Raw genomic sequence first — 23,629 nt, 5'->3', positions numbered from 1 at the left:
GCGGAAACCGTGCCCGCCATGACCGCCGCTGCCGCCGCATCCGCATCCGCCGCACGCGCCTTCATCACCGGCTGCGCCGGCCCCGTGCTGACCGAAGAGGAGCGGGACTTCCTGCGCGCGCAGGCGCCGTGGGGGCTGATCCTGTTCCGCCGCAATGTCGAGACGCCGGAACAGGTGGCGGCGCTGGTGGCGGATTTCCGCGCGATGGTCGGCCGGCCCGATGCGCCGGTGCTGATCGACCAGGAAGGCGGGCGGGTGCAGCGGCTCGGCCCGCCGCACTGGCCGTCCTATCCGCCGGCCGAGCGCTTCGCGCGCATGGCGGAGGCGGGCGATCCGGCGGCGGCCGACGCGGCGCGCGACAATGCGGGGTGGATGGCCGACGATCTCGCCGCGCTCGGCATCAATGTCGATTGCGTGCCCTGCGCCGACCTGCGCCTGCCGGAAGGCCACGGCATCATCGGCGACCGCGCCTATGGCACCGAGCCGGTGCAGGTGGCGCGGCTCGCCCGCGCGGTGGCGGACGGCATGCGCGAGCGCGGCGTGCTGCCGGTGCTCAAGCACATTCCGGGGCATGGACGCGCCCGCGCCGACAGCCATGAGAGCCTGCCGGTGGTCGACACGCCGCGGGCCGAGCTGGAAGCCACCGATTTCGAGGCGTTCCGCCGATTGGCCGACCTGCCGCTCGGCATGACGGCGCATGTGGTCTATTCCGCCATCGATCCCGACCGGCCGGCGACGACGTCGCCGATCGTGATCGCCGAGGTGATCCGCGGGTTCATCGGCTTCGACGGCGCGCTGATGAGCGACGACCTGTCGATGGGCGCGCTCGCCGGCTCGCTGGCGAGCCGCGCCGAGGCCTCGTTCGCCGCCGGCTGCGACCTCGCCCTGCATTGCAACGGCCGCATCGAGGAGATGCGCGAGGTCGCCGCCAGCTCGCCGGTGCTGGCGGGCGCGGCGGCGCGGCGCTGCGCGCGGGCGCTCGCCTGGCTGCCCGATACCGCTATTGCGGCGCGGGAGCAGGATTCCGTTGCGTTTTCGGGTATGATCGCGGCGTCCTGAACCCCCGGTCTTCTGTCGCCATGGAACAAAGCCGTTTCGCCTTCGAGGCGGATGACGCAAGCGAGCCCGGCGAGGGCGGGCTGGTCGTCGATGTCGACGGCTTCGAAGGCCCGCTCGACCTGCTGCTGGCGCTGGCGCGCACCCAGAAGGTCGACCTTTCCCGCATCTCCATCCTGGAGCTCGCCGAGCAATATCTGCGCTTCGTCGACGCGGCGCGGAAGATCAGGCTGGAGCTGGCGGCCGACTATCTGGTGATGGCGGCGTGGCTGGCCTTCCTCAAGTCGCGGCTGCTGCTGCCCGAGCCGCCGAAGGAGGAGGGGCCGAGCGCCGCCGACCTGGCGCAGGACCTCACCGAGCGGCTCAGGCGGCTGGAACGCATCCGCGGCGCGGCGGCGCATCTCGCCACCCGCGACCGCATAGGCCATGAGGTGTTCGCCCGCGGCGCGCCCGAGCCGCTGACCGGCGGCGGCCGCCCGGTCTACGAGGCGACGCTCTACGACCTGCTCGCCGCCTATGGCGCGCAGCGGCAGAAGATGGCGCTGTCGCATGTGCGCTTCGCGCCGCGCAACGTGATCCCGCTCGCCGATGCCCGCGAGCGGCTGGAGCGGCTGATCGGCCGGCTGCTGCCGGCGGGCGAATGGTCGCGGCTCGACGCGCTGCTGCTCGACTGGCTCGCCGATCCGAAGATGCGCGCCACCATGCTGGCCTCCAGCTTCTCCGCCAGCCTGGAGATGGTGCGCGAGGGGCTGATCGACCTGCAGCAGGGCGAGGCCTTCGCGCCGATCTATATCCGCCGCCGCGAGCGGGGGGAGGGACGGTGACGCTGCCGTCCGCGCATCGCGCCGCCGAACCGGAATCCCTGCGCGAGCCTGCGCGCGACCCGAACCTGCGGCTGCTGGAAGCGCTGCTGTTCGCCGCCGGCGAGCCGCTCGACGAGGCGACGCTGGCCACGCGGCTGCCGGAGGGGGCGGACCTGCGCCGGCTGCTGGCACAGCTCTCGGCCGATTATGCCGGGCGCGGGGTCAATCTGGTGCGGGTGGCCGGCAAATGGATGCTGCGCACCGCGCCCGATCTCGGCTTCCTGCTCGCCCGCGACAAGCCGGAGCCGCGACGGCTCTCCCGCGCGGCGCTGGAGACGCTGGCGATCATCGCCTACCACCAGCCGGTGACGCGGGCGGAGATCGAGGAGATCCGCGGCGTCTCCACCAACAAGGGCACGCTCGACGTGCTGCTGGAATCCGGCTGGGCGCGCATGCGCGGGCGGCGGCGCAGCCCCGGACGGCCGATCACCTACGGCACCACCGAGACGTTCCTGGTGCATTTCGGACTGGAGGCGATCCAGGACCTGCCCGGCCTCGACGACCTGCGCGGCGCGGGATTTGTTGACGCGCGGGTCGCGGCCGGACTAACCGTGCCGCTGCCGAGCGACGACGCGGCGCTGGCCGACGACGAGGATCCGCTCGAACCGGAGCTCGACCTCGGCTTCGCGCATGAGCCGGAGCCGGATTCGCCGGAACTGGATTCGCCGGAACTGGATTCTTCGGAGGCGGAAAGCGGCGGCCTGCCGGAAGCGGCGCCCGAGGACGAGGCCTGACCGCCGCGGCGCGGCGAAAGGATGCGCATGGACGAGGTTCTGACCCGCACGCCGGTCTCGCTGGCCAGCCGCCTGACCCTGGAGGCGGTGCATCACAGCTACGGCACCGCCAACGCGGTCGACGGCATCGACCTCACCATCGAGCCGGGCGAGATCGTCTGTCTCCTGGGCACGTCCGGCTGCGGCAAGACAACGCTGCTGCGGCTGATCGCCGGCATCGAGCGGCCCAGTGCCGGGCGAATCCTGCTCGACCGCCAGGTGGTGGCGGGGCCGGACGTCTTCGTGCCGCCGGAGAAGCGGCATATCGGGCTGGTGTTCCAGGATTATGCGCTGTTCCCGCATCTCACCAATCTCGACAATGTCGCCTTCGGGCTGCGCTCGTTGTCGCGTCCCGACGCGCTCGCCGAGGCGCGGCGGGCGCTGGAGCGCATGCGGCTCGGCCGTTATGCCGACGATTATCCACATGCCCTGTCGGGCGGCGAGCAGCAGCGCGTGGCGCTGGCACGCGCACTTGTGACCCGGCCGGCCATCCTGTTGATGGACGAGCCTTTCTCCGGGCTCGACAGCCGACTGCGCGGCAGCGTGCGGGCCGAGACGCTGGACGTGGTGCGCGACGCCGGGGCCACCTGCGTCATCGTCACGCATGACCCGGAGGAGGCGATGCGCATGGGCGACCGCATCGCGCTGATGCGCGCCGGGCGGATCGTCCAGTTCGGCACGCCGGAGGCGATCTACCGCCGTCCCGCGGACCTGTCGACGGCGCGATTCTTCTGCGAGATCAACGAGGTGGGCGGCGTCGTCCAAAGCGGGCGGGTGCGCACCGCGTTGGGCGGCTTTTCCGCCGGCGGCCTGCCGGAGGGCATCGAGGCGGTGGTGGCGGTTCGCCCGCAGGGCATCGAGTTGCGGGCGCCTGGCACCGGCATTCCCGGCCGCGTGATGGAGCACCGCTTCCTCGGCGAGCTCGACATGTACGAGGTGGCGGTCGACGGCGTCGACCGTCCGCTGATCGTCCGGCGGCGGGGAACCGCCGGTCTGGCCGCTGGTCACGACGTCGGCGTGCACATCGATACGGCAGAGGTTCTTGTTTTCGCCGCGACCGGGCCCTAGTGTCCCGCGTCAGTTGCGACGCGCATGCCGCGAGGGGCCGGCGGCGTTTCGGTTGAAGGAGTTTTTGATATGGGTTCGTTGAGCATCTGGCATTGGATCATCGTGCTGGTTGTCGTGCTCCTCCTCTTCGGTCGCGGCAAGCTGTCCGAGCTGATGGGCGATGCTGCCAAGGGCATCAAGGCGTTCAAGAAGGGCATGGCCGACGACGAGACGCCGCCCGCCAAGCCGGCCGAGCCGGTGCGTTCGCTCGACCACCAGAACAGCGTGGAAGCCGAGCGGACCAAGGTCGGCTGACGCCCGCTTAGCTCGGATGCAATCGGATCGGGGAGGGCAGCGGACACGCTGCCCCGGCATATTCCATGTTTGATATCGGCTGGTCCGAAATGCTGGTGATCGGGGTGGTCGCGCTCGTCGTGATCGGCCCCAAGGAACTGCCCGGCGTGATCCGCAATGTCGGTCGCACCGTCGGCAAGCTGCGCCGCATGGCCGGCGAGTTCCAGGGTACCTTCCAGGAAGCGCTGCGCGAGGCCGATCTCGCGGATGTGAAGAAGACGCTGTCCGGTTTCGCCGAGGAGACGCAGAACAGCATCTCGGGCGTGCGCGACAGCGTGGCGGCGTCGATCCCGACCAATCCGCTGCTCGACATCGAGAATCAGCTGAAGGACGCCGCCAGCCCGGTGGAGCGCAAGGACCTGCCGCCGGCGGACGCGACGAGCGCGGCGCTGCCGGCGCCGGAGCCAACCGAGCTGGAGCCGAACGCCTTCGAGACCATCGAGGACGAGGTGCGCATCGCCACCGACGCGCTGGCCGCGCCGGAGACGGACGTCGCACGGGCGGTCGACATGCCGGCCGAATCGGTGCCCTCGACTGAACCCGTAGCCGCGTCCGAGCCGGAGATCGCGCTGGCGGTCGCCGATCTCGATGCCCCCGGCGAGGCCGAGCCGGCCCGCGAGGCATCGGCGGCGGTCGCGGCGCCGGCCGAGCCGGTATCCGCGTCCGAGCCGGAAGTCGCACAGGCGGTCGCTGATCTCGACGCGCCGGCCGCCCCTGCGAAGCCGAAGCCCGCCGGCGGGACGCCGGCCGGGGCGGACGGTTCCGGGGCGGAAGGGTCCAAGCCATGAGCGAGGACGATATCGACGCCTCCAAGGCTCCGCTGATCGAGCATCTGATCGAGCTGCGCGCGCGGCTGATCAAGTCGCTGATCGCGTTCTTCATCGCCTTCTTCGGCTGCTTCATGCTGGGCAAGGTGATCTACAATATCCTGCTGTGGCCGTATGAGTTCGCCGCCGGCGGCACCGAGCACGTCAAGCTCATCTACACCGCGCCGCAGGAATTCCTGTTCACCCAGATCAAGCTCGGCATGTTCGGCGCCGCGTTCATCTCCTTCCCGGTGGTGGCGACGCAGATCTACATGTTCGTGGCGCCGGGCCTGTACAAGCACGAGAAGGGCGCCTTCCGGCCCTACCTGATCGCCACGCCGGTGTGCTTCCTCATCGGCGCGGCCTTCGTCTATTTCGTCGCCATGCCGCTGGCGATGACCTATTTCCTCTCCATGCAGCAGCTGGCCGGGCCGGGCTCGGCGGAAATCTCCATGCTGCCGCAGGTCAGCGAATACCTGTCGCTGATCATGACGCTGATCTTCGCCTTCGGCATCTGCTTCCAGCTGCCGGTGATCCTGACGCTGCTGGCGCAGATCGGCGTCGTCACCTCGGCCCAGCTGAGGAAGGCGCGGCGCTACGCCATCGTCGGCGTGTTCATCGCCGCGGCGGTGCTGACCCCGCCGGACCTGGTCAGCCAGTTCGCGCTCGCCATCCCGACCTTGCTTCTCTACGAGGTCTCGGTCTACCTCGTGCGCGTCGTCGAGAAGAGGCGCTCGGCGGCAGAGGCGGCGGCGGAGAAGTCCGCCACCTAGGGCGGTGGCGGAGAATCCCGCCACCTTAGAGGTAGCGGGCTGGTTTCGAAGGACGACCTCCATGCACGACATCAAATGGATCCGCGAGGACGCGCGGGGGCTGGTGACCGCGCTCGTCCGTCGCGGCACGGACGAGGCCGAGGCGCAGGCGCTGGTGGACGGGCTGATCGGCCTCGACGAGCGCCGCCGCTCGGGCATCGTCAAGCTTGAGGAGCTTCAGGCCCGCCGCAACGCCGCCTCCAAGGAGATCGGCGGCGCCAAGAAGTCCGGCGACAACGCCCGCGCCGAGGCGCTGATGGCGGAAGTGAACGGCTTCAAGACCGAGATCCCGGCGATCGAGGAGGACGTGAAGGCGGCCGAGGCGGAGCTGCATGAGAAGCTCGCCGCGATCCCCAACGTGCCGCTCGCCGAGGTGCCGTTCGGCAAGGACGAGCACGACAACGTGCCGTTCGCCCCCGCGCCGCATGCGGAGATCGAGGGTTCGGCGCTGTCGATGCCGGCAATCCGCGATTACGCCTTCGCGCCAAAGCAGCATTTCGAGATCGGCGAGGCGCTGGGCCAGATGGATTTCGAGGCGGCGGCCAAGCTCTCCGGCGCGCGCTTCGTGGTTCTGAAGAACCAGCTGGCGCGTCTGGAGCGGGCCATCGGGCAGTTCTTCATCAACACCCATACCGAAGAGCACGGCTATACCGAGGTGGCGCCGCCGGTCCTGGTGAAGGACGAGGCGATGTTCGGCACCGCGCAACTGCCGAAGTTCCGGGACGATCAGTTTTCGGCGGGCGAGGACATGTGGCTCATCCCCACCGCCGAGGTGCCGCTGACCAACCTCGTCGCGCAGAGCATCCTCGCCGAGGAAGAACTGCCGCTGCGCTATACCGCGCTCACCCAGTGCTTCCGCGCCGAGGCCGGGTCGGCGGGGCGCGATACGCGGGGGATGATCCGCCAGCACCAGTTCAACAAGGTCGAGATGGTGTCGATCACCACCCCGGAGACTTCGCTGGCCGAGCAGGAGCGCATGCTCGCCTGCGCCATTTCGGTGCTGAAGAAGCTCGGCCTCAATCACCGCGTCGTCACGCTGTGCACCGGCGACATGGGGTTCGCCTCGGCGCGCACTTTCGACATCGAGGTGTGGCTGCCGGGCCAGAACGCCTATCGCGAGATCTCCTCGGTCTCCACCTGTACCGATTTCCAGGCGCGGCGGATGAACGCCCGCTACCGGCCGGCCGGCGCCAAGGCGCCGCGTTTCCTGCACACGCTCAACGGCTCGGGCGTCGCGGTGGGGCGGGCGATGGTGGCGATCCTCGAGACCTACCAGAACGAGGACGGCTCCGTCACGGTGCCGGACGTGCTGGTGCCCTATATGGGCGGGCGGACGACGATAGAGCGGGCCTGAGGCCGGCCGTCCGCGGTCGCGGGACGGCGCGGTTCCCCGGTCGGGCCGGGGGGATGAGTTGAGACGGGATCGGGGGCGGGATCGGCCCTGCGAACCGGCGGCGGGAAAAGGAAGAGGCCATGCGCATCCTGGTGACCAATGACGACGGCATCCACGCGCCGGGCCTCGAATCCTGCGCCCGCATCGCCCGCGCGCTCTCCGACGACGTGTGGATCGTGGCGCCGGAATTCGACCAGTCCGGCGTGTCGCATTCGCTGTCGCTCTCCGATCCGCTGCGGCTGCGGCAGGTGGAGGAGAAGCGCTTCGCGGTGAAGGGTACCCCGACCGACTGCGTGATCATGGCGGTGCGGCACATCCTCAAGGATGCCAAGCCCGACCTCGTGCTCTCCGGCGTCAATCGCGGCCAGAACGTCGCCGAGGATGTCGGCTATTCCGGCACCGTGGCCGGCGCCATGGAGGGCACGGTGCTCGGCATCCCCTCCATCGCGCTGTCGCAGGCCTATGGCCTCCAGACCCGCCATGCGCCCGCCTATGCCGCCGCCGAGCATCACGGGCCGGCGGTGGTGCGCAGGCTGCTGGGCGAGGGCATCCCGCCCGGCATTCTCGTCAATGTGAACTTCCCCAACCGGGCGCCGGAGGATGTCGCCGGCATCGCGGTGACGGCGCAGGGGCGGCGCGACCAGGGGCTGCTGCGCATCGACCAGCGGGCCGACGGGCGCGGCAATCCCTATTACTGGATCGCCTTCGAGCGGCGGGTGTTCGAGACGGTGAACGGCTCGGACCTGCACGCGCTCGACCAGGGCTCGATCTCGGTGACGCCGCTCCGGCTCGACATGACCGACGAGCCGATGATGACACGGCTGGCGCAGCTGTTCCGCGACTGATGTAATCGTGCCCATGACCGGATCGAGCAAGATGGAGCAGCGGGAGGCGACGGCGCGGGCGGCGCTGCTGCTGTCGCTGCGCCAGCGCGGCATCCGCGACCTCCGGGTGATGCGGGCGATGGAGCAGGTGCCGCGCGAGCGCTTCGTCGAGCCGGCGTTCCGCCATCTCGCCTGGAGCGACCAGGCGCTGCCGATCGAATGCGGCCAGTCGATCAGCCAGCCCTCGCTGGTGGCGCGCATGACCGAGGCGCTGGAGCTCTCGCCCGAGCACCGGGTGCTGGAGATCGGCACCGGGAGCGGCTACCAGGCGGCGATCCTCGCCAGCATCGCCGGCAAGGTGACGAGCGTGGAGCGCTTCCACACGCTGGCGCGCGAGGCACGGGCGCGGCTGAAGGCGCTCGGCCTGTCCAATGTCGACGTGGTGGTGGCCGATGGCCGCCTCGGCTACCTCCCCGGCGCGCCCTATGACCGCATCCTCATCACCGCGGCGGCGGAGGAAGTGCCCGCCGCGGTGCTGGCGCAGCTGGCGCCGGGCGGCCTCATCGTGGCGCCGGTCGGACCGGTCGACGGTACCCAGACGCTGACGCGGTTTTCGCCGATGCCGGGGGGCTTCAGCCGGCGCGATCTCGGGCCGGTGCGCTTCGTGCCGCTGCTGTCCGGCGTGGCCGAGATTCTGTAGCGTTTTTGCCACGCTTTCGCCGTTTCAGCGGTGGCGCCGGTGGCGGACTTAAGCCGCTGTTTACCTATACGAGGCTTTAATCGCCCCCATGTTTGGCGTGCGGGTGATGGTGCGATGCTTGGGTCTTGGTCGACGTCCGGTTCCCGGTCCTTTCTGAGGTTGTCGATTGTCGCTCTGCTTGGCGGCACGGCCGCGGCCTGCAGTTCGGACGTCAGCCGGTTCCAGAATCCGAGCCAGAGCCCCTATGCCGCCGCGCAGGGCTCGCCGGCCTATACCGGCTCGATCGCCTCCCCCAGCGGCGCGGTGCAGTCCGCCCCGATGGCGCCCGCTCCCGCCATGCAGCCGGTCGCCTCGGCCGCGCCCTACGGCACCCAGCCCGCCTATCCCGCGCCGCAGAATTACGGCGCCGCCCCGGCCTATCCGGCGCCGCAGAACTATGGCGCGCCGCGGACGGTGGCGATGGCCACCCCGGCGCAGCAGCCGCTCTATGGCACCTCTGCGGCGCCGCAGGCCGCGGCCCCGGTTCGCCAGCCCGCCCCGGTGGCGGCGGCTCAGGCTCCGCTGCAGCAGCCCATGCCGGTCTCGGCGGCCCCCGCGCCGGTTCGCACGCCGCCGGTGGTGGCGAGCGCGCCGGTCGCCGGCGCCGCCCATGTCGTCGCCAATGGCGAGACGCTGAGCTCGCTGGCGCGGCGCTACAACCTGTCCCGCGCCGCGCTCGCCGCCGCCAACGGGCTCGACCCGAATGCGCAGGTGCGGATCGGCCAGAACATCGTCATTCCGGGTGCCGCCGCCGCGACGCAGGTCGCGGCCCACAAGCCGGCCGCCCCGGCCGCCGGAACGCTCGCGGCCCCCGCCCCGGCTCCCGTGGCCGCCGCCAAGCCGGGTGCCGCTCCCGTCGCGACCGCACTGGCCGCGCCCACGCCGGCCGTCACCACCGCGGCAAAGCCGGCGCCCGCCAAGCCGGCGGCGGCTCCGACCCCGGTCGTCGCGGCGGCTCCCGCCGAGCCGAAGGCGCAGACCATCGCCGCGGTGAAGCCCTCCGAGACGCCGGAAGAGGCGCGCACCGCCGCCAGCGGCGTGCAGTTCCGCTGGCCGGTGCGCGGGCGCATCATCTCCGGCTACGGCCCCAAGCCCGGCGGCCAGACCAATGAGGGCATCAACGTCTCGGTGCCGGAAGGCACCTCGGTGAAGGCGGCCGAGGACGGCGTCGTCGCCTATGCCGGCAGCGAGCTGAAGGGCTATGGCAACCTGGTCCTCGTCAAGCACTCGGACGGCTGGGTGACCGCCTATGCCCATAACAGCGAGCTCGACGTGAAGAAGGGCGACAGCGTCAAGCGCGGCCAGGTGATCGCCAAGGCCGGCCAGACCGGCTCGGTGACTTCGCCGCAGGTGCATTTCGAGATCCGCAAGGGCTCGCAGGCGGTCGATCCGTCGCAGTATCTCGCCGGGCTGTGAGCCGGCGCCGGCCGGCCCGCGCGGCCGGCCGAGCCCATCGCGTCCATCTTCCCGCCATCCGACTTGCTGCCATCCGACTTGCTGCATCGCCGCGCAACCGCCGACCGGGCCGCGACGGCCCCGGCGGCAGCGTCCGGGACAGCTCCTTCCGGGCGAATCCTTCCGGGGCGAATCCTTCCGGGGCACCGCCCCGCATCAGACGACCGGCGTGACGTTTGGACCTCGGCGCCGGTTCAGCGCGGGGCGGCGGGGCTGCCGCCCAACGGCACGCCCAGCCGTCCCGCGACATCCTGCACATATTGGAAGGCGGTGCGGCCCGAGCGGGCGCCGCGGGTGGTCGACCATTCCAGCGACTCGCGCCGCAGCGTCTCGGCGTCGAGCGGAATGGCGAAATGGGCGACATAGCCCTCCACCATGGCGAGATATTCGTCCTGCGAGCATTTGTGGAAGCCGAGCCACAGGCCGAAGCGGTCCGACAGCGAGACCTTCTCCTCCACCGCCTCGCCGGGATTGATGGCGGTCGAGCGCTCGTTCTCCATCATGTCGCGCGGCAGCAGGTGCCGGCGGTTGGAGGTGGCGTAGAAGATCACGTTCTCCGGCCGGCCCTCGATGCCGCCCTCCAGCACCGCTTTCAGCGACTTGTAGGAGGTGTCGTCGCCATCGAAGGACAGGTCGTCGCAGAACACGATGAAGCGGAACGGCGCCGCGCGCATCAGGCCCATCAGCGCCGGCAGCGTCTCGATGTCCTCGCGGTGGATCTCGACCAGCTTGAGCGGCGGCAGCCCTTCGCCCGAGAGGCCGGTATTGACCTCGGCATGGGCGGCCTTGACCAGCGAGCTCTTGCCCATGCCGCGCGCGCCCCAGAGCAGCGCGTTGTTGGCCGGCAGGCCGCGGGCGAAGCGGGTGGTGTTGTCCACCAGCGTGTCGCGGGTGCGGTCGATGCCCTTGAGCAGCTCCATGTCGACGCGGTTGACCCGCGGCACCGGCTCGAGGCGCCGGCCCTCGGCGTGCCAGACATAGGCGTCGGCGGCGGTGAAATCGACGGCGGCGGCGGCCGGCGGGGCGAGGCGCTCCAGCGCGTCGGCGATGCGCGCGAGCACGCGGGCGAGGTCCGGTGCGGAATCGGGGGCGGAATCGGGGGCGGAAGCGGCTCCGGCGGCGTTCGGGTTCTGCGTCATTGTGGTCTCCTCCGCCGCCGGGGAATAAAGGGCGGCGGCGCGCTCCACAAGCGGATGGCGAAACGTGGAGGCTGCCGGGGCACGCTTTCGCAGCTGTGACCGCCGGGCGGTGCGGGAGACGTTTGCAATCGGCAGGCGCGTCAGTATAGTCCGCGCCGCTTCGCCGGGCCTGTTGCCCGCCATGTTTTCGACGGACAAGGAACACCATGTTCATTACGCCCGCTTATGCTCAGGTGCCCGGTGTCGGCGGCGGTACCGACATGCTGATGTCGCTGCTGCCCTTCGTGCTGATCTTCGTCATCATGTACTTCCTCATCCTGCGTCCGCAGCAGAAGAAGGTGAAGGCCCACCAGGAACTGGTGAAGGGCGTGCGCCGCGGCGACACCGTGGTGACTTCCGGCGGCCTGATCGGCAAGGTTTCCCGCGTGGTGGACGACAGCGAGATCGAGCTGCAGCTCGCCGAAGGCGTCAAGATCCGCCAGCTGCGCGCGATGATCTCGGAAGTGCGCGCCAAGGGCGAGCCCGCCAAGGAAGACGGCGCGTCCTGATCCGCCTCTTGAGCCTGTTCGGCAAAAGTGGAAAGACTTTTGCGACGGGAACAGGCTCCAGATCATGGAATCGGGAGCGCATTTCTCCGGTCGGGCTCACCGCCTGATCGGAAAGGGCTCCAGCGGCGCGCTTCCCGACGCGAGCGGCCGGAAAGAACGACATGCTCTATTTTTCCCGATGGAAAGCGCTGGCGATCGTGGTCTTCTCCGCGATCATCTGCCTCATGGTGGTGCCCAGCCTGCTGCCGCAGACCGCTTTCGAGAAGCTGCCGGCCTTCCTGCAACGCAAGATCGTGCTCGGTCTCGATTTGCAGGGCGGCTCCTATATCGTGCTCGAAGTGCAGCAGAACGACGTGCGCCAGATGCGGCTGGAGCAACTGCGCGACGATGCCCGCCGCCTGCTGCGCGACGCCAAGATCGGCTATGCCGGCCTCGCCATCCAGGGCGACGCCGTGCAGGTGCGGGTGCGCGACGCCAATGACGCGGCCGCCGCCTTCGCCAAGCTGCGCGAGCTCGCCCAGCCGATCGGCGGCGTGGTGGCCTCGAGCGGCCAGCTCGACACCGACGTGACGCTGAGCGGCGACGCCATCCGCATCGCCCCCTCGTCCGCCGGCATCCAGGCCCGCACCATCCAGGCGGTGTCGCAGTCGATCGAGATCGTGCGCAAGCGCATCGACCAGCTCGGCACCACCGAGCCGTCGATCCAGCGCCAGGGCGCCGACCGCATCCAGGTCCAGGTGCCGGGCCTGCAGGATCCCTCGCGCCTGAAAGCGCTGCTCGGCCAGACCGCCAAGCTGAGCTTCCGCCTCGTCGACACCACGATGAGCCCGCAGCAGGCGCTGCAGAGCCGGCCGCCGGCCGGAACCGAGATCATCAACTCGCAGGACAATCCGCCGGTCCCCTATGTGATCGAGCAGCGGGTGCTGGTGGCCGGCGAGGACCTCACCGACGCGCAGCCGAGCTTCGATTCGCAGACGCGCGAGCCGGTGGTGACCTTCCGCTTCAACACCAATGGCGCGCGCCGCTTCGCCGAGGCGACGCAGGCCAATGTCGGCAAGCCCTTCGCCATCGTGCTCGACAACCACGTGATCTCCGCCCCGGTGATCCGCGAGCCGATCCTCGGCGGCTCCGGCCAGATCAGCGGCAATTTCACCGTGCAGCAGGCCAACGACCTCGCCATCCTGCTGCGCGCCGGCGCGCTGCCGGTGCCGCTGCAGGTGGTGGAGGAGCGCACGGTCGGTCCCGGCCTCGGCGCCGATTCGATCCGCTCCGGCATTGTCGCCTCCATCGTCGGCGCGCTCGCGGTCGCCCTGTTCATGATCGCCACCTACGGCCTGTTCGGGGTGTTCGCGGTGTTCGCGGTGGCGGTGAATGTCGGCATGATCTTCGGCATCCTCGCCATGCTCGGCGCGACGCTCACCCTGCCGGGCATTGCCGGCGTGGTGCTCACCGTCGGCATCGCGGTGGATTCGAACGTGCTGATCTACGAGCGCATCCGCGAGGAAGCGCGCGCCGGCCGCTCGGCGATCTCGGCGATCGACGCCGGCTTCACGCGGGCGCTGGCCACCATCCTCGATTCGAACATCACCACCTTCATCGCGGCGGCGGTGCTGTTCTACATCGGCTCCGGCCCCGTCCGCGGCTTTGCCATCACCTTCGGCATCGGCATCCTGACGACGGTGTTCACGGCCTTCACGCTGACCCGCCTGATGGCGGCGCTCTGGGTGCGCTGGAAGCGTCCCCAGCGCGTGCCGATCTGAGAAAGGCGAGCTCCCATGCGTCTGCTCCGCATCGTCCCCGACGATACCAAATTCGACTTCATGCGCTTCCGGCGCATCAGCTTCCCGATCTCGGCGCTGCTGTCGATCGTCGCCCTGGTGGCGTTCCTCACCCTCGGGCTGAATTTCGGCATCGACTTCAAGGGCGGCACGCTGCTCGAGGTGCGCTGGCCGAACAACACGCTGAACATCGGCGACGTCCGCTCGAAGCTGGAGACGCTTGAGCTCGGCGAGGTGCAGATCCAGGAGATCGGCACCGACGGCGAGGTGCTGATCCGCGTCGCCCAGCAGCCGGGCGGCGAGACCGCCCAGCAGGCGGTGGTCGGCAAGGTGCGCGCCGCGCTCGGCGACGGCGTCGAGTATCGCCGCGTCGAGGTGGTCGGCCCGCGCGTGTCGCAGGAACTGCTCAGCTACGGCATTGTCGGCCTGATGCTGGCGGTGCTCTGCATCCTGATCTACCTGTGGTTCCGCTTCGAATGGCAGTTCGCGCTCGGCGCCTCGATCGCGAATTTCCACGACATCGTGCTGACCATCGGCTTTATGTCGATCTTCCAGATCGATTTCGACCTGACCAGCGTGGCGGCGCTGCTGACCATTCTCGGCTATTCGCTGAACGACACCATCGTCATCTACGACCGCATCCGCGAAATGCTGCGGCGCTACAAGAAGATGCCGATCGACGACCTGCTCAACCAGTCGATCAACTCGACGCTGTCGCGCTCGGTGATCACCCATGTGACGGTGACGCTGGCGCTGCTGGCGCTGGTGCTGTTCGGCGGGCGGGCGATCCATTCCTTCTCGGTGACGATGATGTTCGGCGTGGTGCTGGTCGGCACCTACACCTCGATCTTCATCGCCTCGCCGCTGCTGATCTATCTCGGCGTCACCACGCGGACGATGGCGGAGAAGGAGGCGGAGGGCGCCAGGGCGGAAGCGAAAGCCAAGGCGGAACCCAAGACCGGGGTCAAGACGGCGCGCCCCTGACCGGCGTGCCGATATTCCGGGACGCCGATCAGGGACGCCCGGCCGGAGCGACGAGAGCGGAGCGATCCCATGGCCGTGCCCGACGCCCATCTCCCCCGGCAGGTGCCCATCGAAGGCTACGGCCGGGGCTTCTTCCACTTTGCCGGCATGGCCTCGGAGGGATCCATCCTCGCCCTGCCGAGCGGCATCCATGCCTGGGCGGTCGCCGATGTCGGCGGCATCGATGCCGTCGCGCTGGCGCCGGTCATCGCCGAGAGCGATGCCATCGACATGCTGATCATCGGCACCGGCACCGATCTGTGGGTGGTGCCGGACGCGCTGCGCTGGCGGCTGCGCGATGTCGGCATCGGCATCGACGCCATGCTGACCCGTGCCGCCGCCTCGACCTATAACGTGCTGCTGGCGGAGGGGCGTCCCGTCGCCGCCGCTCTGCTCGCGCTGCGCTGAGGGCCGGGCGGTGGCGGGTCGGGGCGGGGCGGGCAGAATCGTGGTGGGCGAGGACGCGAACGGCGCCTATTGCGCGCAGCTGGTGCGCGATCTCGACCGCGACCGCTACATCGCCGACCTGTTCGCCCCCGAGCCCGCCCGCGCCGGGCTGATGGCGCTGCACGCCTTCAATGCCGAGGTGGCGCGGGTGCGCGAGGCGATCACCACCCCGATGGCGGGGGAGGTGCGGCTGCAATGGTGGAGCGAGGCGCTGATCGGCGGCGCCCGCGGCGACGTCAGGGCCAATCCGGTGGCGGCGGCGCTGCTCGATACGGTGGAGCGCCACAGCCTGCCGAAGCAGACCTTCTTCGCCCTGCTCGATGCGCGCATCTTCGACCTCTATGACGACCCGATGCCGACGGTGAACGACCTCGAAGGCTATGCCGGCGAGACCTCCTCGGCGCTGATCCGCCTCGGCACGCTGATCCTCACCGGCGCGTCCCGCCCCGATGCCGAGCGGGCGCTGGCCGATGCCGCCGGCCATGCCGGGGTGGCCTACGCGGTGACCGGGCTGCTGCGCGCCTTTCCCGTGCATGCGCGGCGCGGCCAGTGCTACGTGCCGCTCGACCTGCTCAAGGCGCATGGCGCCGGGCGGGAGGACGCGGTGTCCGGGGTCGCGACGCCGGGGCTGCGGGCGGCGCTGGCCGACCTGCGCAACCTGGCGCGCCGGCATCACGACCTCGCCCTGGCGGCGCTCGCCCGTGTCGACGCGGCCAATTATCCCGCCTTCCTGCCGCTGGCGCTGGTGCCGGGCGATCTCGAGCGCATGGCCCGCCCGCACGACCCGTTCGCGCGGGTGCCGGCAGCCTCGGGGCCGGCGCGCATCTGGCGGCTCTGGCGCGCCTCGCGCAGCTTCGCGGCCACCCGCGCCCGCTGACCGCGCCGGACGTTCCCCAGATGTCCCCCGAAGACGAAAATGCCCGGCGCGAGGCCGGGCATGAGGGTCGTTCGGGTCGGCGCGCGGGCCGAGCCCGCGCCGGAAGGCCACCGCGTCAGGCGCGGTTATAGACGTCCTCCAGGCGGACGATGTCGTCCTCACCGAGATAGGAGCCGGTCTGCACCTCGATCAGCTCCAGCGGGATCTTGCCGGGATTGGCGAGGCGATGGACGCCGCCGAGCGGCAGATAGGTCGATTCGTTCTCGCGCACCTCGAAGACGCGGCCGTCCAGCGTCACCTCGGCGGTGCCCTTCACCACGATCCAGTGCTCGGCGCGGTGATAGTGCTTCTGCAGCGACAGCCGCCCGCCCGGCTCGACGACGATCTTCTTCACATGGAAGCGCTCGCCGCGGCAGATGGTCTGGTAGGTGCCCCAGGGCCGGTGCGCCTTCACATGCTCGCTCGCCGCATTGTGGCGGTCGGTCTTCAGCTTGGCGACCAGGCCCTTGACGTCCTGCGCCCGGTCGACCGGCATCACCAGCACGGCGTCCTCGGTGGCGATCACCGAGACGTTCTCCAGCCCGATGCCGGCCAGAAGCGGCCCCTCGGAATGGAAGTAGGAATTGTGCGAATCGAGCAGCGCCACCGGGCCGCGGGTGACGTTGCCGTCCTCGTCGCCCTCGGCAAGCTCGTGCAGGGCGTCCCACGAGCCGACATCCGACCAGCGGAACCGACCCTCGACCACCGAGGCGCGCTGCGTGTGCTCCATCACCGCATAGTCGATCGACTTGGACGGGGCGCCGGAAAAGGCCTTGGTGTCGAGCTTGATGAAGCCGAGATCCTCGATGGCGGTCTCCACCGCGGCGCGCACCGCCTCCACCATTTCCGGCTCGAAGCGGGTGGCTTCCTCGATGAGCACGCTCGCCGGGAAGAAGAAATTGCCGGAATTCCACAGGTAGCCTTCCGCGAGATAGCGGGTGGCGGTGGCGAGGTCCGGCTTCTCCACGAAGGCCTCGACGGTGCGGGCGCCGCCGGCACCCGAATCGGCGCCGGGGCGGATATAGCCATAGGCGGTCGACGGCTCGGTCGGGGTGATGCCGAACGTGACGATGCGGCCCTCGGCGGCGGCGGTGGCACCGGCGCGGCAGGCGTCGAGGAACAGCGGCTCGTCGAGCACGACATGGTCGGCGGCGAGCGCCAGCACCAGGCAGCCTTCGCCGTGCAGCCGCTGGGCGATCAGCGCGGCGGCGATCAGCGCCGGGCCGGAATCGCGGCGCATCGGCTCCAGCGCCACCGTGACCTCCATGCCGATCTCGGTGGCCTGGCGGCGGGCGAAGAAGCGGAAATCCTCATGGGTGAGGACGATGGGCGAGGAGAACAGCGAGCGGTCGGACACCCGCTTCAGCGTCTGCTGGTAGAGGGTGTGCGAGCCGGTGAGCACCTGGAACTGCTTGGGCAGGCTGTCGCGCGAGACCGGCCAGAGCCGCGTCCCGCTGCCGCCGGCGAGAATCACGGGAACGATGGGGGAGGGGCTCAGCATCAGGGGTCTCCGAAAATCCGCACGGGCCCGCGCATGGCGGAGCCACCGCGCCGCCGCAGGGGCGACACGGCGGCACCATGCCGGATTTCCGATCCGCGGCCAAGTCCGCGGGGAAGCCCGCGGCCAGGTCCACGGCCAAGTGGGGGGCAGGTCGGGGTGCAAGTCGCGGGGCAGGCCGGGGCGAAGTTCACGCAATGCCGGCGCGACAAGGGATTTTCCGTCCTTCGCCCTCGCGGCATTCCGGCACCTCCCCGGCGCGGGAACCGCGACCGCAGCCGCGCGTTGTCGCCGTCAGGCAGGGCGGATCAGGATCGGCGGGATTTCGTGGTGAACATTCAGCGAGGAACGGCCGGCGAAGTCGCCTACGCCCATAAGCTCGGACCGGCTGCCGACCGTCGCCACCGCATCGACACGCTGTGGCTTCGCTTCTCGCAGCTGGCGGTGATGGCGCTGGCGGTGCTTGCCGTGGCGGGAGCGCTAGTGGTGGCGCGGGCGGTGCTCATCCCCATCGTCGCCGCGGTGATCATCGGCAGCGTCATCGGCCCGTTCATCGAGGCGCTGTCGCGGCGGGGCATTCCCTCGCCGGTGACCGCGGTGCTGATCGTGGCGGCGATCGTCGCCGCCTTCTATGCCGCCGCTGTCGCGCTGGCCGCACCGCTCGCCGACTGGATCGAGCGCGCGCCGCAGATCGGCGACACCATGCGCGAACGCTTCGCGACGCTGCGGCCGGCGATGCAGAGCATGATCTCCTTCGTCGAATCGCTGGAATCGATCGGCCGGGTCGCCGAACCACCGATGACGGTCACCCTCGCCGATTCGCAGATGCTGGAGAGCGCCATCGGCATGGTGACGCCGGCCATCGGCGAGTTCATCCTGTTCGTCGGCTCGCTGCTGTTCTTCCTGGCCGGACGCATCCAGATCAAGCGCCGGGTGGTGCAGGCGATCGGCCCGCGCGCCGGGCGGCTGACCGCGCTCCGGGTGTTCCGCGGCATCGAGGAACGGCTCGGCACCTATCTCGTCACCGCCACCTTCATCAATGCCGGGCTCGGCGTCGCCACCTGCGCGCTCACCTGGGCGCTGGGTCTGCCGACGCCGCTGCTGTGGGGCGTGCTGGCCGGGGTGCTGAACTACATTCCCTATGTCGGGCCGGCTTCGATGACGCTGATCCTCGCCGCCGTCGGCATCGTCAGTTTCCCCGGCATCGTCGAGGGGCTGCTGCCGGCGGCCCTGTTCCTCGCGGTCACCGCCGTCGAGGGGCAGATCCTGACGCCGCTCATCGTCGGGCGCCGGGTGTCGCTCAATCCGTTCGCGGTATTCCTCTCCATGGCGCTGTGGACCTGGCTCTGGGGGCCGATCGGTACCTTCCTCTCGGTGCCGCTGCTGATCGCCGCCATGGCGCTGACCGAAGCGGTGCTGGCGACGCGACGCCCGCAACTGCCCGGCTGAGGCAGCCGCCGCAGCTGTCCACAAGTCGCGGAGCGGGGCGCTTGACACCCCGCCGCCGCTGCCTTAACACCCGCCGCACTCGACGAGCGGTCCACAGCGACCCGTCGTTGGGGGTGTAGCTCAGTTGGTTAGAGCGCCGGCCTGTCACGCCGGAGGTCGCGGGTTCGAGCCCCGTCACTCCCGCCACTCATTATCCAGTCCATGCCAGCTACTTTTCGGGGTTCGCGCCGCCGCGGATCGAACCACCGTCGACGCCGGCGATTTGCCCGTCCGCCCGTCGTGCTGCCGCAGCGTCGCGGTTAATGCGAGGCTTGTGTCCACTTTCGCGCACAAGGGCGATGTCGTTCGTGGTAATTTCGGGCCATGACAACAAACATCGAAGTCAGGGCACGGGCATTGTGCGCGGCGGATTTGCGGCTGCGGGTGGCCGCTGCCGATCTCAATCGCACGGTGGACCGGCTCTGGCCGGTCGTCGCCCGCGAGATCCAGGGCGACATCCAGGATGCCGGGGCCGGCCGTGATCCGTCCGACCTGCCCAATCTCATCGCCGAGTACCGGCGGCTTGCGCCGGCGTCCCGCTGATGCTGGGGTCGTGAACACGCCGCGCCGCCGCGGCGGAACTGCGCATACTGATCCGGCAGCGTCGCCGAACTCCCATGTCAGCCGGATGCCATAGCCGCCATGCCGATCTCGCGCGCATCGTTCCTGCGCTACACCCTCCTGTTCCTGCTGGTCGGCCTCGGGGCGCTGGTCGCGGTGGTCGGCACCACGGTGTGGCTGGTCAACCGCACGCAGGACTATGCCGAGAACATCGCCGCCACCCGCCAGCTCCGTTCGGCGGCGGCCGACACGCTGTCGGTGCTGCAGGACGCCGAGACCGGCCAGCGCGGCTTCCTGATCACCGGCGACTCGGCCTATCTGGCGCCGTTCGACCGCGCCGCGGCGCTGCTGACCGACCGCCTCGGCGCGTTGAACAAGGCGGTGCCCGGCGCGGCGGAGATACGCGGCGATCTCGACCGGCTGGGCCAGGCGGTCGCCGGCAAGATGGCCGAACTCGCCCGCACCATCGAGCTGCGCCGCGCCGGCCGCGCCGACGAGGCCATCGCCATCGTACGGGAAGGCGAGGGCAAGGCGCTGATGGACGACGCACGGTCGATCCTCGACGGCTTCATGCGGCGGGCGGACGACAGGCTCGGCAGCCTCGTCGAGGACCAGCGCGTCAATGCCGATGCCCTGTGGTGGGTGGCGGTGGTCGGCGGGCTGATGATCCTCGGCGTCACCGGCCTCGCGGTCTTCGTCGTGCAGCGCTACACCCAGGAGATCGCCGGGGCGCGCAACGAGGTGGAAGCTCTCAATGCCGGGCTGGAGGAGCGGGTGCGCGAGCGCACCGCCGACCTCGCCCGCGCCAATGAGGAGATCCAGCGCTTCGCCTATATCGTCACCCACGACCTCCGGGCGCCGCTGGTCAACATCATGGGCTTCACCAGCGAGCTGGAGGCCAGCCTGGTGCCGCTCCAGGCCTATGTCGCCGCCGCGCCCCGGTCCGACGATCCCGCCTTCGACGAGGCGCGACGGGCGGCCGAGGAGGACGTGCCGGAGGCGCTGGGCTTTATCCGCTCCTCCACCCGCAAGATGGACGGGCTGATCAACGCCATCCTGCGGCTGTCACGCGAGGGCAGGCGGGTGCTGCGCCCCGAGGCGATCGACCTCGCGGCGTTGGTGGCGAATGCGGTGACCGCCATCGGCCACCAGCTGGTCGAGGCCGACGGCAAGGTGGCGCTCGACATCGACGTGCCGCGCGTGGCCACCGACCGGCTGGCGCTGGAGCAGGTGATCGGCAACCTTCTCGACAACGCGGTCAAATATCGGCGCCCCGGCGTGCCGCTGCGCATCGCGGTGCGCGGCCGGCGCGAGGGTGCGGCGCGCTTCCGGCTGGAGATCGAGGACAATGGCCGCGGCATCGCCCCGCAGGACCTGGAGCGGGTCTTCGAGCTGTTCCGCCGCTCCGGCGCACAGGACCAGGCCGGCGAGGGCATCGGCCTCGCCCATGTGCGGGCGCTGGTCCGCAACCTTGGCGGGGAGATCGGCCTGCGGTCGGTCCTTGGACAAGGAAGCACGTTTTCTGTAGTTCTTCCGCTGGATTTGCGGGCCGTAATCGGGAGTGTCGCCGCGTGAGCCATTCTGCCAAGCCCGTCACCATCATCATGGTGGAGGATGACGAGGGTCATGCCCGCCTGATCGAGAAGAACATCCGCCGCGCCGGCGTGAACAACGAGATCGTGCCGTTTTCCAACGGCACGGCGGCGCTCGACTATCTGTTCGGGCCGGACGGGTCCGGCGAGGCGAGCTCCGGGCGCAGCCTGCTGATCCTGCTCGACCTCAACCTGCCCGACATGACCGGGGTCGACATCCTGGAAAAGGTGAAGGGCAACATCCACACCAAGCGCTCGCCCGTCGTGGTGCTGACCACGACCGACGACAGCCGCGAGATCCAGCGCTGCTACGATCTCGGCGCCAATGTCTACATCACCAAGCCGGTGAACTACGAAGGGTTTGCCAACGCCATCCGCCAGCTTGGCCTGTTCTTCTCGGTCATCCAGGTGCCGGAAACCGCGTGAGGTCATGCCTTTTTCGACCCTGACGGTCCTCTATATCGACGACGACCCGGCGCTTTCCCGCCTGGTCTCGCGCGTTCTCGGCCGGCGCGGCTTCATCGTCGAGAGCGCCGCCGATGCCGAGACCGGGCTGGCGCGGATCGAGGCCGGCGGCATCGACGTGGTGGTGCTCGACCATCACCTGCCGACCGGCACCGGGCTCGACGTGCTGGCGGCGCTGGCCGGCCGGCCGGGGGCGCCTCCGGTGGTCTACGTCACCGGCTCGGCCGAGACCTCGATCGCGGTCGAGGCCCTCAAGGCCGGCGCGGTCGACTACGTGCCCAAGACCATCGATGCCGAATTCCTCGAATTGCTGGGCAGCGCGCTCAACCAGGCGGTGGAGAAGGCGCGGCTGATGCGCGCCAAGGAGCGGGCCGAGCAGGAGGTCCGCGACGCCCGCGACCTCGCCGAGACCATGCTGCAGGAGGTCAACCACCGCGTCGCCAACAGCCTCGCCATGATCGCGGCGCTGGTGCGGCTGCAGTCCAATGCCATCGCCGACAAGACCGCCAAGGACGCGCTCGCCGAGACGCAGGCGCGCATCATGGCGATCGCCGGCGTGCACCGGCGGCTCTACACCTCGCACGACGTGCGGGTGGTGCAGATCGACGAGTATCTGCGCGGCCTCGCCGGCGAGCTGTCGGCCTCGATGCGGGCCGCCGGCCATCGCGCCGACCTCCATGTCGAGGTCGAACCGCTGGAGGTGCCGACCGACCGCGCGGTGCCGATCGGGGTGATCGTTACCGAGCTGGTCACCAACGCCTTCAAATATGCCTATCCGCTCGGCGAGCCGGGGCAGGTGCGGGTGCGCCTCGTGCGCGGCGAGGACGGCGGCGCGCGGCTGGCGGTGGAGGATGACGGCATCGGCTGGAGCGGCGAGGGGAAGGCCAAGGGCACCGGCCTCGGCGGGCGCATCGTCAAGAGCATGGCCGGCTCGCTCGGCGCCACGCTGGCCTATGACGCCGCGCCGCGCGGCACGCGGGTGGTGATCGACTTCGTGCTGTGAGATCGCGCGCCGTCACGTCGGGTTCCGCATCCCGAATCATCACAGGAGGTTGCGTCGGTTTCTTCAGGCGATGCTTTCACGCTCGTCGATAAGCTCGGTGCGCTCGCGGGCGGCGACCGCGTGCAGGACCTCGATGAAATCGGCGACATTGGTCGAGGGCGTCTCGCCGCGGCGGGTGATGATGCCGAGCGGGCCGAGCTGGTTGGGCAGATCGATCGGCAGCCGCTTGAAGGTCTCGCGGCCGACGCCCTCCTTGAGGATCGACTTCGGCAGGCAGGCGATCATGCCGGCCTCGCGCACCAGATGCAGGGTGGCGAAGATCGAGGTGGTCTCCACGCGGTTGTTGAGCGCGTTCACCCCGGCTTCGAGGAACGCCCGGTCGATCAGCTGGCGCATCGGGCTGGTCTTCTGCTGCAGCACCCAGGGCAGGTGCGCGGTCTCGCCGAGGGTGAGCCGCTCCACCTTCGCCAGCGGGTGCTGCTCGGCAACGAAGATCCATAATTCCTCTGTCGCCAGCGGTTCGAGATCGAAGGCGAGGGCGTTGCGGGGATCGGTGAAGCGGCCGAGCGCCATCGAGATCTCGTTGCGCTCCAGCGCGTCGAGCAGGATGTCGCTGGTGGCGGCGAGCAGCTGGATGGTCATCAGCGGGCGCCGGCGCTTCAGTTCGGCGATGGCCTTGGGCAGCAGGCCCGGCGTCGTCGCCATGATGGCGCCGATGGCGAGCGCGCCGAAGCCGCCGGCCTTCAGGTTGTCGAGCCCGTCGGTGAAGCTGTCGGCCTCGCGCAGCGTGCGCGCGGCGTAGTCGGCGGCGAAGGCTCCGATCTCGGTCGGCAGCATGGCGCGCGGCGTGCGCTCGAACAGCCGCACCCCGAGAATGCCCTCCGCATCCTGCAGGATCTTGGAGGCCGCCGGCTGCGTCATGTTCATCTCGGCGGCGACGCGGTGCAGGTTGCCGCCGCGCGCCAGCAGGTCGATGAGCCGCAAATGCTTGAAGCGCAGCCGGGAGGCGAGCGCGCCGAAGGAGCTGGATACCATCGTTGATAACCATT

The 23,629-nt window shown here is 69.9% G+C and carries 24 protein-coding genes and 1 tRNA gene; 22 read left to right on the top strand and 3 right to left on the bottom strand.

The annotated features are described in order from the left end of the window. The first annotated feature begins 18 nt into the window (after positions 1–18). The 11 genes from nagZ (at position 19) to AC1RU4_RS13785 (ending at position 10,083) form a co-directional block, all read left to right on the top strand. Positions 19–1,059, top strand: a complete 1,041-nt coding sequence (nagZ, locus tag AC1RU4_RS13835) for a beta-N-acetylhexosaminidase (protein WP_492891674.1) — start codon at positions 19–21, stop codon at positions 1,057–1,059. Between the two features lie 20 nt (positions 1,060–1,079). Then, positions 1,080–1,880, top strand: a complete 801-nt coding sequence (locus tag AC1RU4_RS13830; RefSeq protein WP_492891673.1) for a segregation and condensation protein A — start codon at positions 1,080–1,082, stop codon at positions 1,878–1,880. Further along, positions 1,877–2,653: an SMC-Scp complex subunit ScpB gene (scpB, locus tag AC1RU4_RS13825; RefSeq protein WP_492891672.1), complete on the top strand. Its 777-nt coding sequence runs from the start codon at positions 1,877–1,879 to the stop codon at positions 2,651–2,653. Before AC1RU4_RS13830 ends, scpB begins: the two co-directional genes overlap by 4 nt. A gap of 27 nt (positions 2,654–2,680) precedes the next feature. Further along, positions 2,681–3,760, top strand: a complete 1,080-nt coding sequence (locus tag AC1RU4_RS13820) for an ABC transporter ATP-binding protein (RefSeq protein WP_492891671.1) — start codon at positions 2,681–2,683, stop codon at positions 3,758–3,760. Positions 3,761–3,829: 69 nt separating this feature from the next. Then, entirely contained in the window at positions 3,830–4,054 is a 225-nt protein-coding gene (locus AC1RU4_RS13815; protein WP_492891670.1) for a twin-arginine translocase TatA/TatE family subunit, read from the top strand. A 65-nt stretch (positions 4,055–4,119) separates the two neighbouring features. Next, the gene (gene tatB, locus AC1RU4_RS13810) at positions 4,120–4,881 is read left to right on the top strand and encodes a Sec-independent protein translocase protein TatB (RefSeq protein WP_492891669.1); all 762 of its coding nucleotides are present in this window, start codon (positions 4,120–4,122) and stop codon (positions 4,879–4,881) included. Next, positions 4,878–5,672, top strand: a complete 795-nt coding sequence (gene tatC, locus AC1RU4_RS13805; RefSeq protein WP_492891668.1) for a twin-arginine translocase subunit TatC — start codon at positions 4,878–4,880, stop codon at positions 5,670–5,672. The genes tatB and tatC overlap by 4 nt, the downstream gene beginning before the upstream one ends. Positions 5,673–5,733: 61 nt before the next feature. After that, the gene (gene serS, locus AC1RU4_RS13800; protein ID WP_492891667.1) at positions 5,734–7,065 is read left to right on the top strand and encodes a serine--tRNA ligase; all 1,332 of its coding nucleotides are present in this window, start codon (positions 5,734–5,736) and stop codon (positions 7,063–7,065) included. Between the two features lie 119 nt (positions 7,066–7,184). Continuing rightward, complete coding sequence (surE, locus tag AC1RU4_RS13795; RefSeq protein ID WP_492891666.1) at positions 7,185–7,949, top strand: 5'/3'-nucleotidase SurE; 765 nt, start codon at positions 7,185–7,187, stop codon at positions 7,947–7,949. Positions 7,950–7,962: 13 nt separating this feature from the next. Continuing rightward, positions 7,963–8,628: a protein-L-isoaspartate(D-aspartate) O-methyltransferase gene (locus AC1RU4_RS13790; RefSeq protein WP_492891665.1), complete on the top strand. Its 666-nt coding sequence runs from the start codon at positions 7,963–7,965 to the stop codon at positions 8,626–8,628. A gap of 159 nt (positions 8,629–8,787) precedes the next feature. Beyond that, positions 8,788–10,083: a peptidoglycan DD-metalloendopeptidase family protein gene (locus AC1RU4_RS13785; protein WP_492891664.1), complete on the top strand. Its 1,296-nt coding sequence runs from the start codon at positions 8,788–8,790 to the stop codon at positions 10,081–10,083. Between the two features lie 233 nt (positions 10,084–10,316). On the opposite strand, the gene AC1RU4_RS13780 is transcribed toward AC1RU4_RS13785, so the two are convergent. Then, positions 10,317–11,261 (bottom strand): ATP-binding protein, encoded by a 945-nt coding sequence (locus AC1RU4_RS13780; protein WP_492891663.1) that lies wholly within the window; start codon positions 11,259–11,261, stop codon positions 10,317–10,319. Positions 11,262–11,467: 206 nt separating this feature from the next. Between AC1RU4_RS13780 and yajC the strand changes: the two genes are divergently transcribed. The 5 genes from yajC to AC1RU4_RS13755 all read left to right on the top strand — a co-directional run bounded on the left by yajC (position 11,468) and on the right by AC1RU4_RS13755 (position 15,934). Next, on the top strand, positions 11,468–11,809 hold the full coding sequence (gene yajC / locus AC1RU4_RS13775; protein ID WP_492891662.1) for a preprotein translocase subunit YajC: 342 nt from the start codon (positions 11,468–11,470) through the stop codon (positions 11,807–11,809). Positions 11,810–11,970: 161 nt separating this feature from the next. Then, a complete protein-coding gene (secD, locus tag AC1RU4_RS13770; protein ID WP_492891661.1) occupies positions 11,971–13,569 on the top strand; it encodes a protein translocase subunit SecD in 1,599 nt (532 codons plus the stop codon). A 15-nt stretch (positions 13,570–13,584) separates the two neighbouring features. Further along, on the top strand, positions 13,585–14,571 hold the full coding sequence (gene secF, locus AC1RU4_RS13765; RefSeq protein ID WP_492891660.1) for a protein translocase subunit SecF: 987 nt from the start codon (positions 13,585–13,587) through the stop codon (positions 14,569–14,571). Positions 14,572–14,640: 69 nt separating this feature from the next. Further along, positions 14,641–15,018, top strand: coding sequence for an Mth938-like domain-containing protein (locus AC1RU4_RS13760; RefSeq protein ID WP_492891659.1), 378 nt, complete (start codon positions 14,641–14,643; stop codon positions 15,016–15,018). Positions 15,019–15,061: 43 nt separating this feature from the next. Next, positions 15,062–15,934, top strand: a complete 873-nt coding sequence (locus tag AC1RU4_RS13755; RefSeq protein ID WP_492891658.1) for a phytoene/squalene synthase family protein — start codon at positions 15,062–15,064, stop codon at positions 15,932–15,934. A gap of 115 nt (positions 15,935–16,049) precedes the next feature. Here the strand turns inward: AC1RU4_RS13755 and AC1RU4_RS13750 are convergent, their stop codons facing one another. Then, complete coding sequence (locus AC1RU4_RS13750; RefSeq protein WP_492891657.1) at positions 16,050–17,474, bottom strand: mannose-1-phosphate guanylyltransferase/mannose-6-phosphate isomerase; 1,425 nt, start codon at positions 17,472–17,474, stop codon at positions 16,050–16,052. Between the two features lie 327 nt (positions 17,475–17,801). On the opposite strand from AC1RU4_RS13750, the gene AC1RU4_RS13745 reads away from it, so the two are divergent. From AC1RU4_RS13745 to AC1RU4_RS13720, 6 genes are all read left to right on the top strand, one after another. Beyond that, positions 17,802–18,920, top strand: a complete 1,119-nt coding sequence (locus AC1RU4_RS13745) for an AI-2E family transporter (RefSeq protein WP_492891656.1) — start codon at positions 17,802–17,804, stop codon at positions 18,918–18,920. 109 nt (positions 18,921–19,029) lie between these two features. Then, positions 19,030–19,106, top strand: a tRNA-Asp gene (locus tag AC1RU4_RS13740). Between the two features lie 177 nt (positions 19,107–19,283). Further along, entirely contained in the window at positions 19,284–19,502 is a 219-nt protein-coding gene (locus tag AC1RU4_RS13735; protein ID WP_492891655.1) for a hypothetical protein, read from the top strand. Between the two features lie 99 nt (positions 19,503–19,601). Then, positions 19,602–21,095: a sensor histidine kinase gene (locus AC1RU4_RS13730; protein ID WP_492891654.1), complete on the top strand. Its 1,494-nt coding sequence runs from the start codon at positions 19,602–19,604 to the stop codon at positions 21,093–21,095. A gap of 29 nt (positions 21,096–21,124) precedes the next feature. Beyond that, a complete protein-coding gene (locus AC1RU4_RS13725) occupies positions 21,125–21,538 on the top strand; it encodes a response regulator (protein WP_492891864.1) in 414 nt (137 codons plus the stop codon). Between the two features lie 4 nt (positions 21,539–21,542). After that, positions 21,543–22,580, top strand: coding sequence for a sensor histidine kinase (locus tag AC1RU4_RS13720; RefSeq protein WP_492891653.1), 1,038 nt, complete (start codon positions 21,543–21,545; stop codon positions 22,578–22,580). A 63-nt stretch (positions 22,581–22,643) separates the two neighbouring features. Here AC1RU4_RS13720 and AC1RU4_RS13715 read toward each other — a convergent pair whose 3' ends face one another. Next, entirely contained in the window at positions 22,644–23,615 is a 972-nt protein-coding gene (locus AC1RU4_RS13715) for a LysR family transcriptional regulator (protein ID WP_492891652.1), read from the bottom strand. Positions 23,616–23,629 lie beyond the last annotated feature (14 nt).

The sequence above is a fragment of the Ancylobacter sp. GW821-FHT10E12 genome (assembly GCF_058809335.1).
The sequence above is the reverse complement of the archived record's forward strand: the minus strand, read 5'-3'. Positions and strand labels throughout refer to the sequence as shown.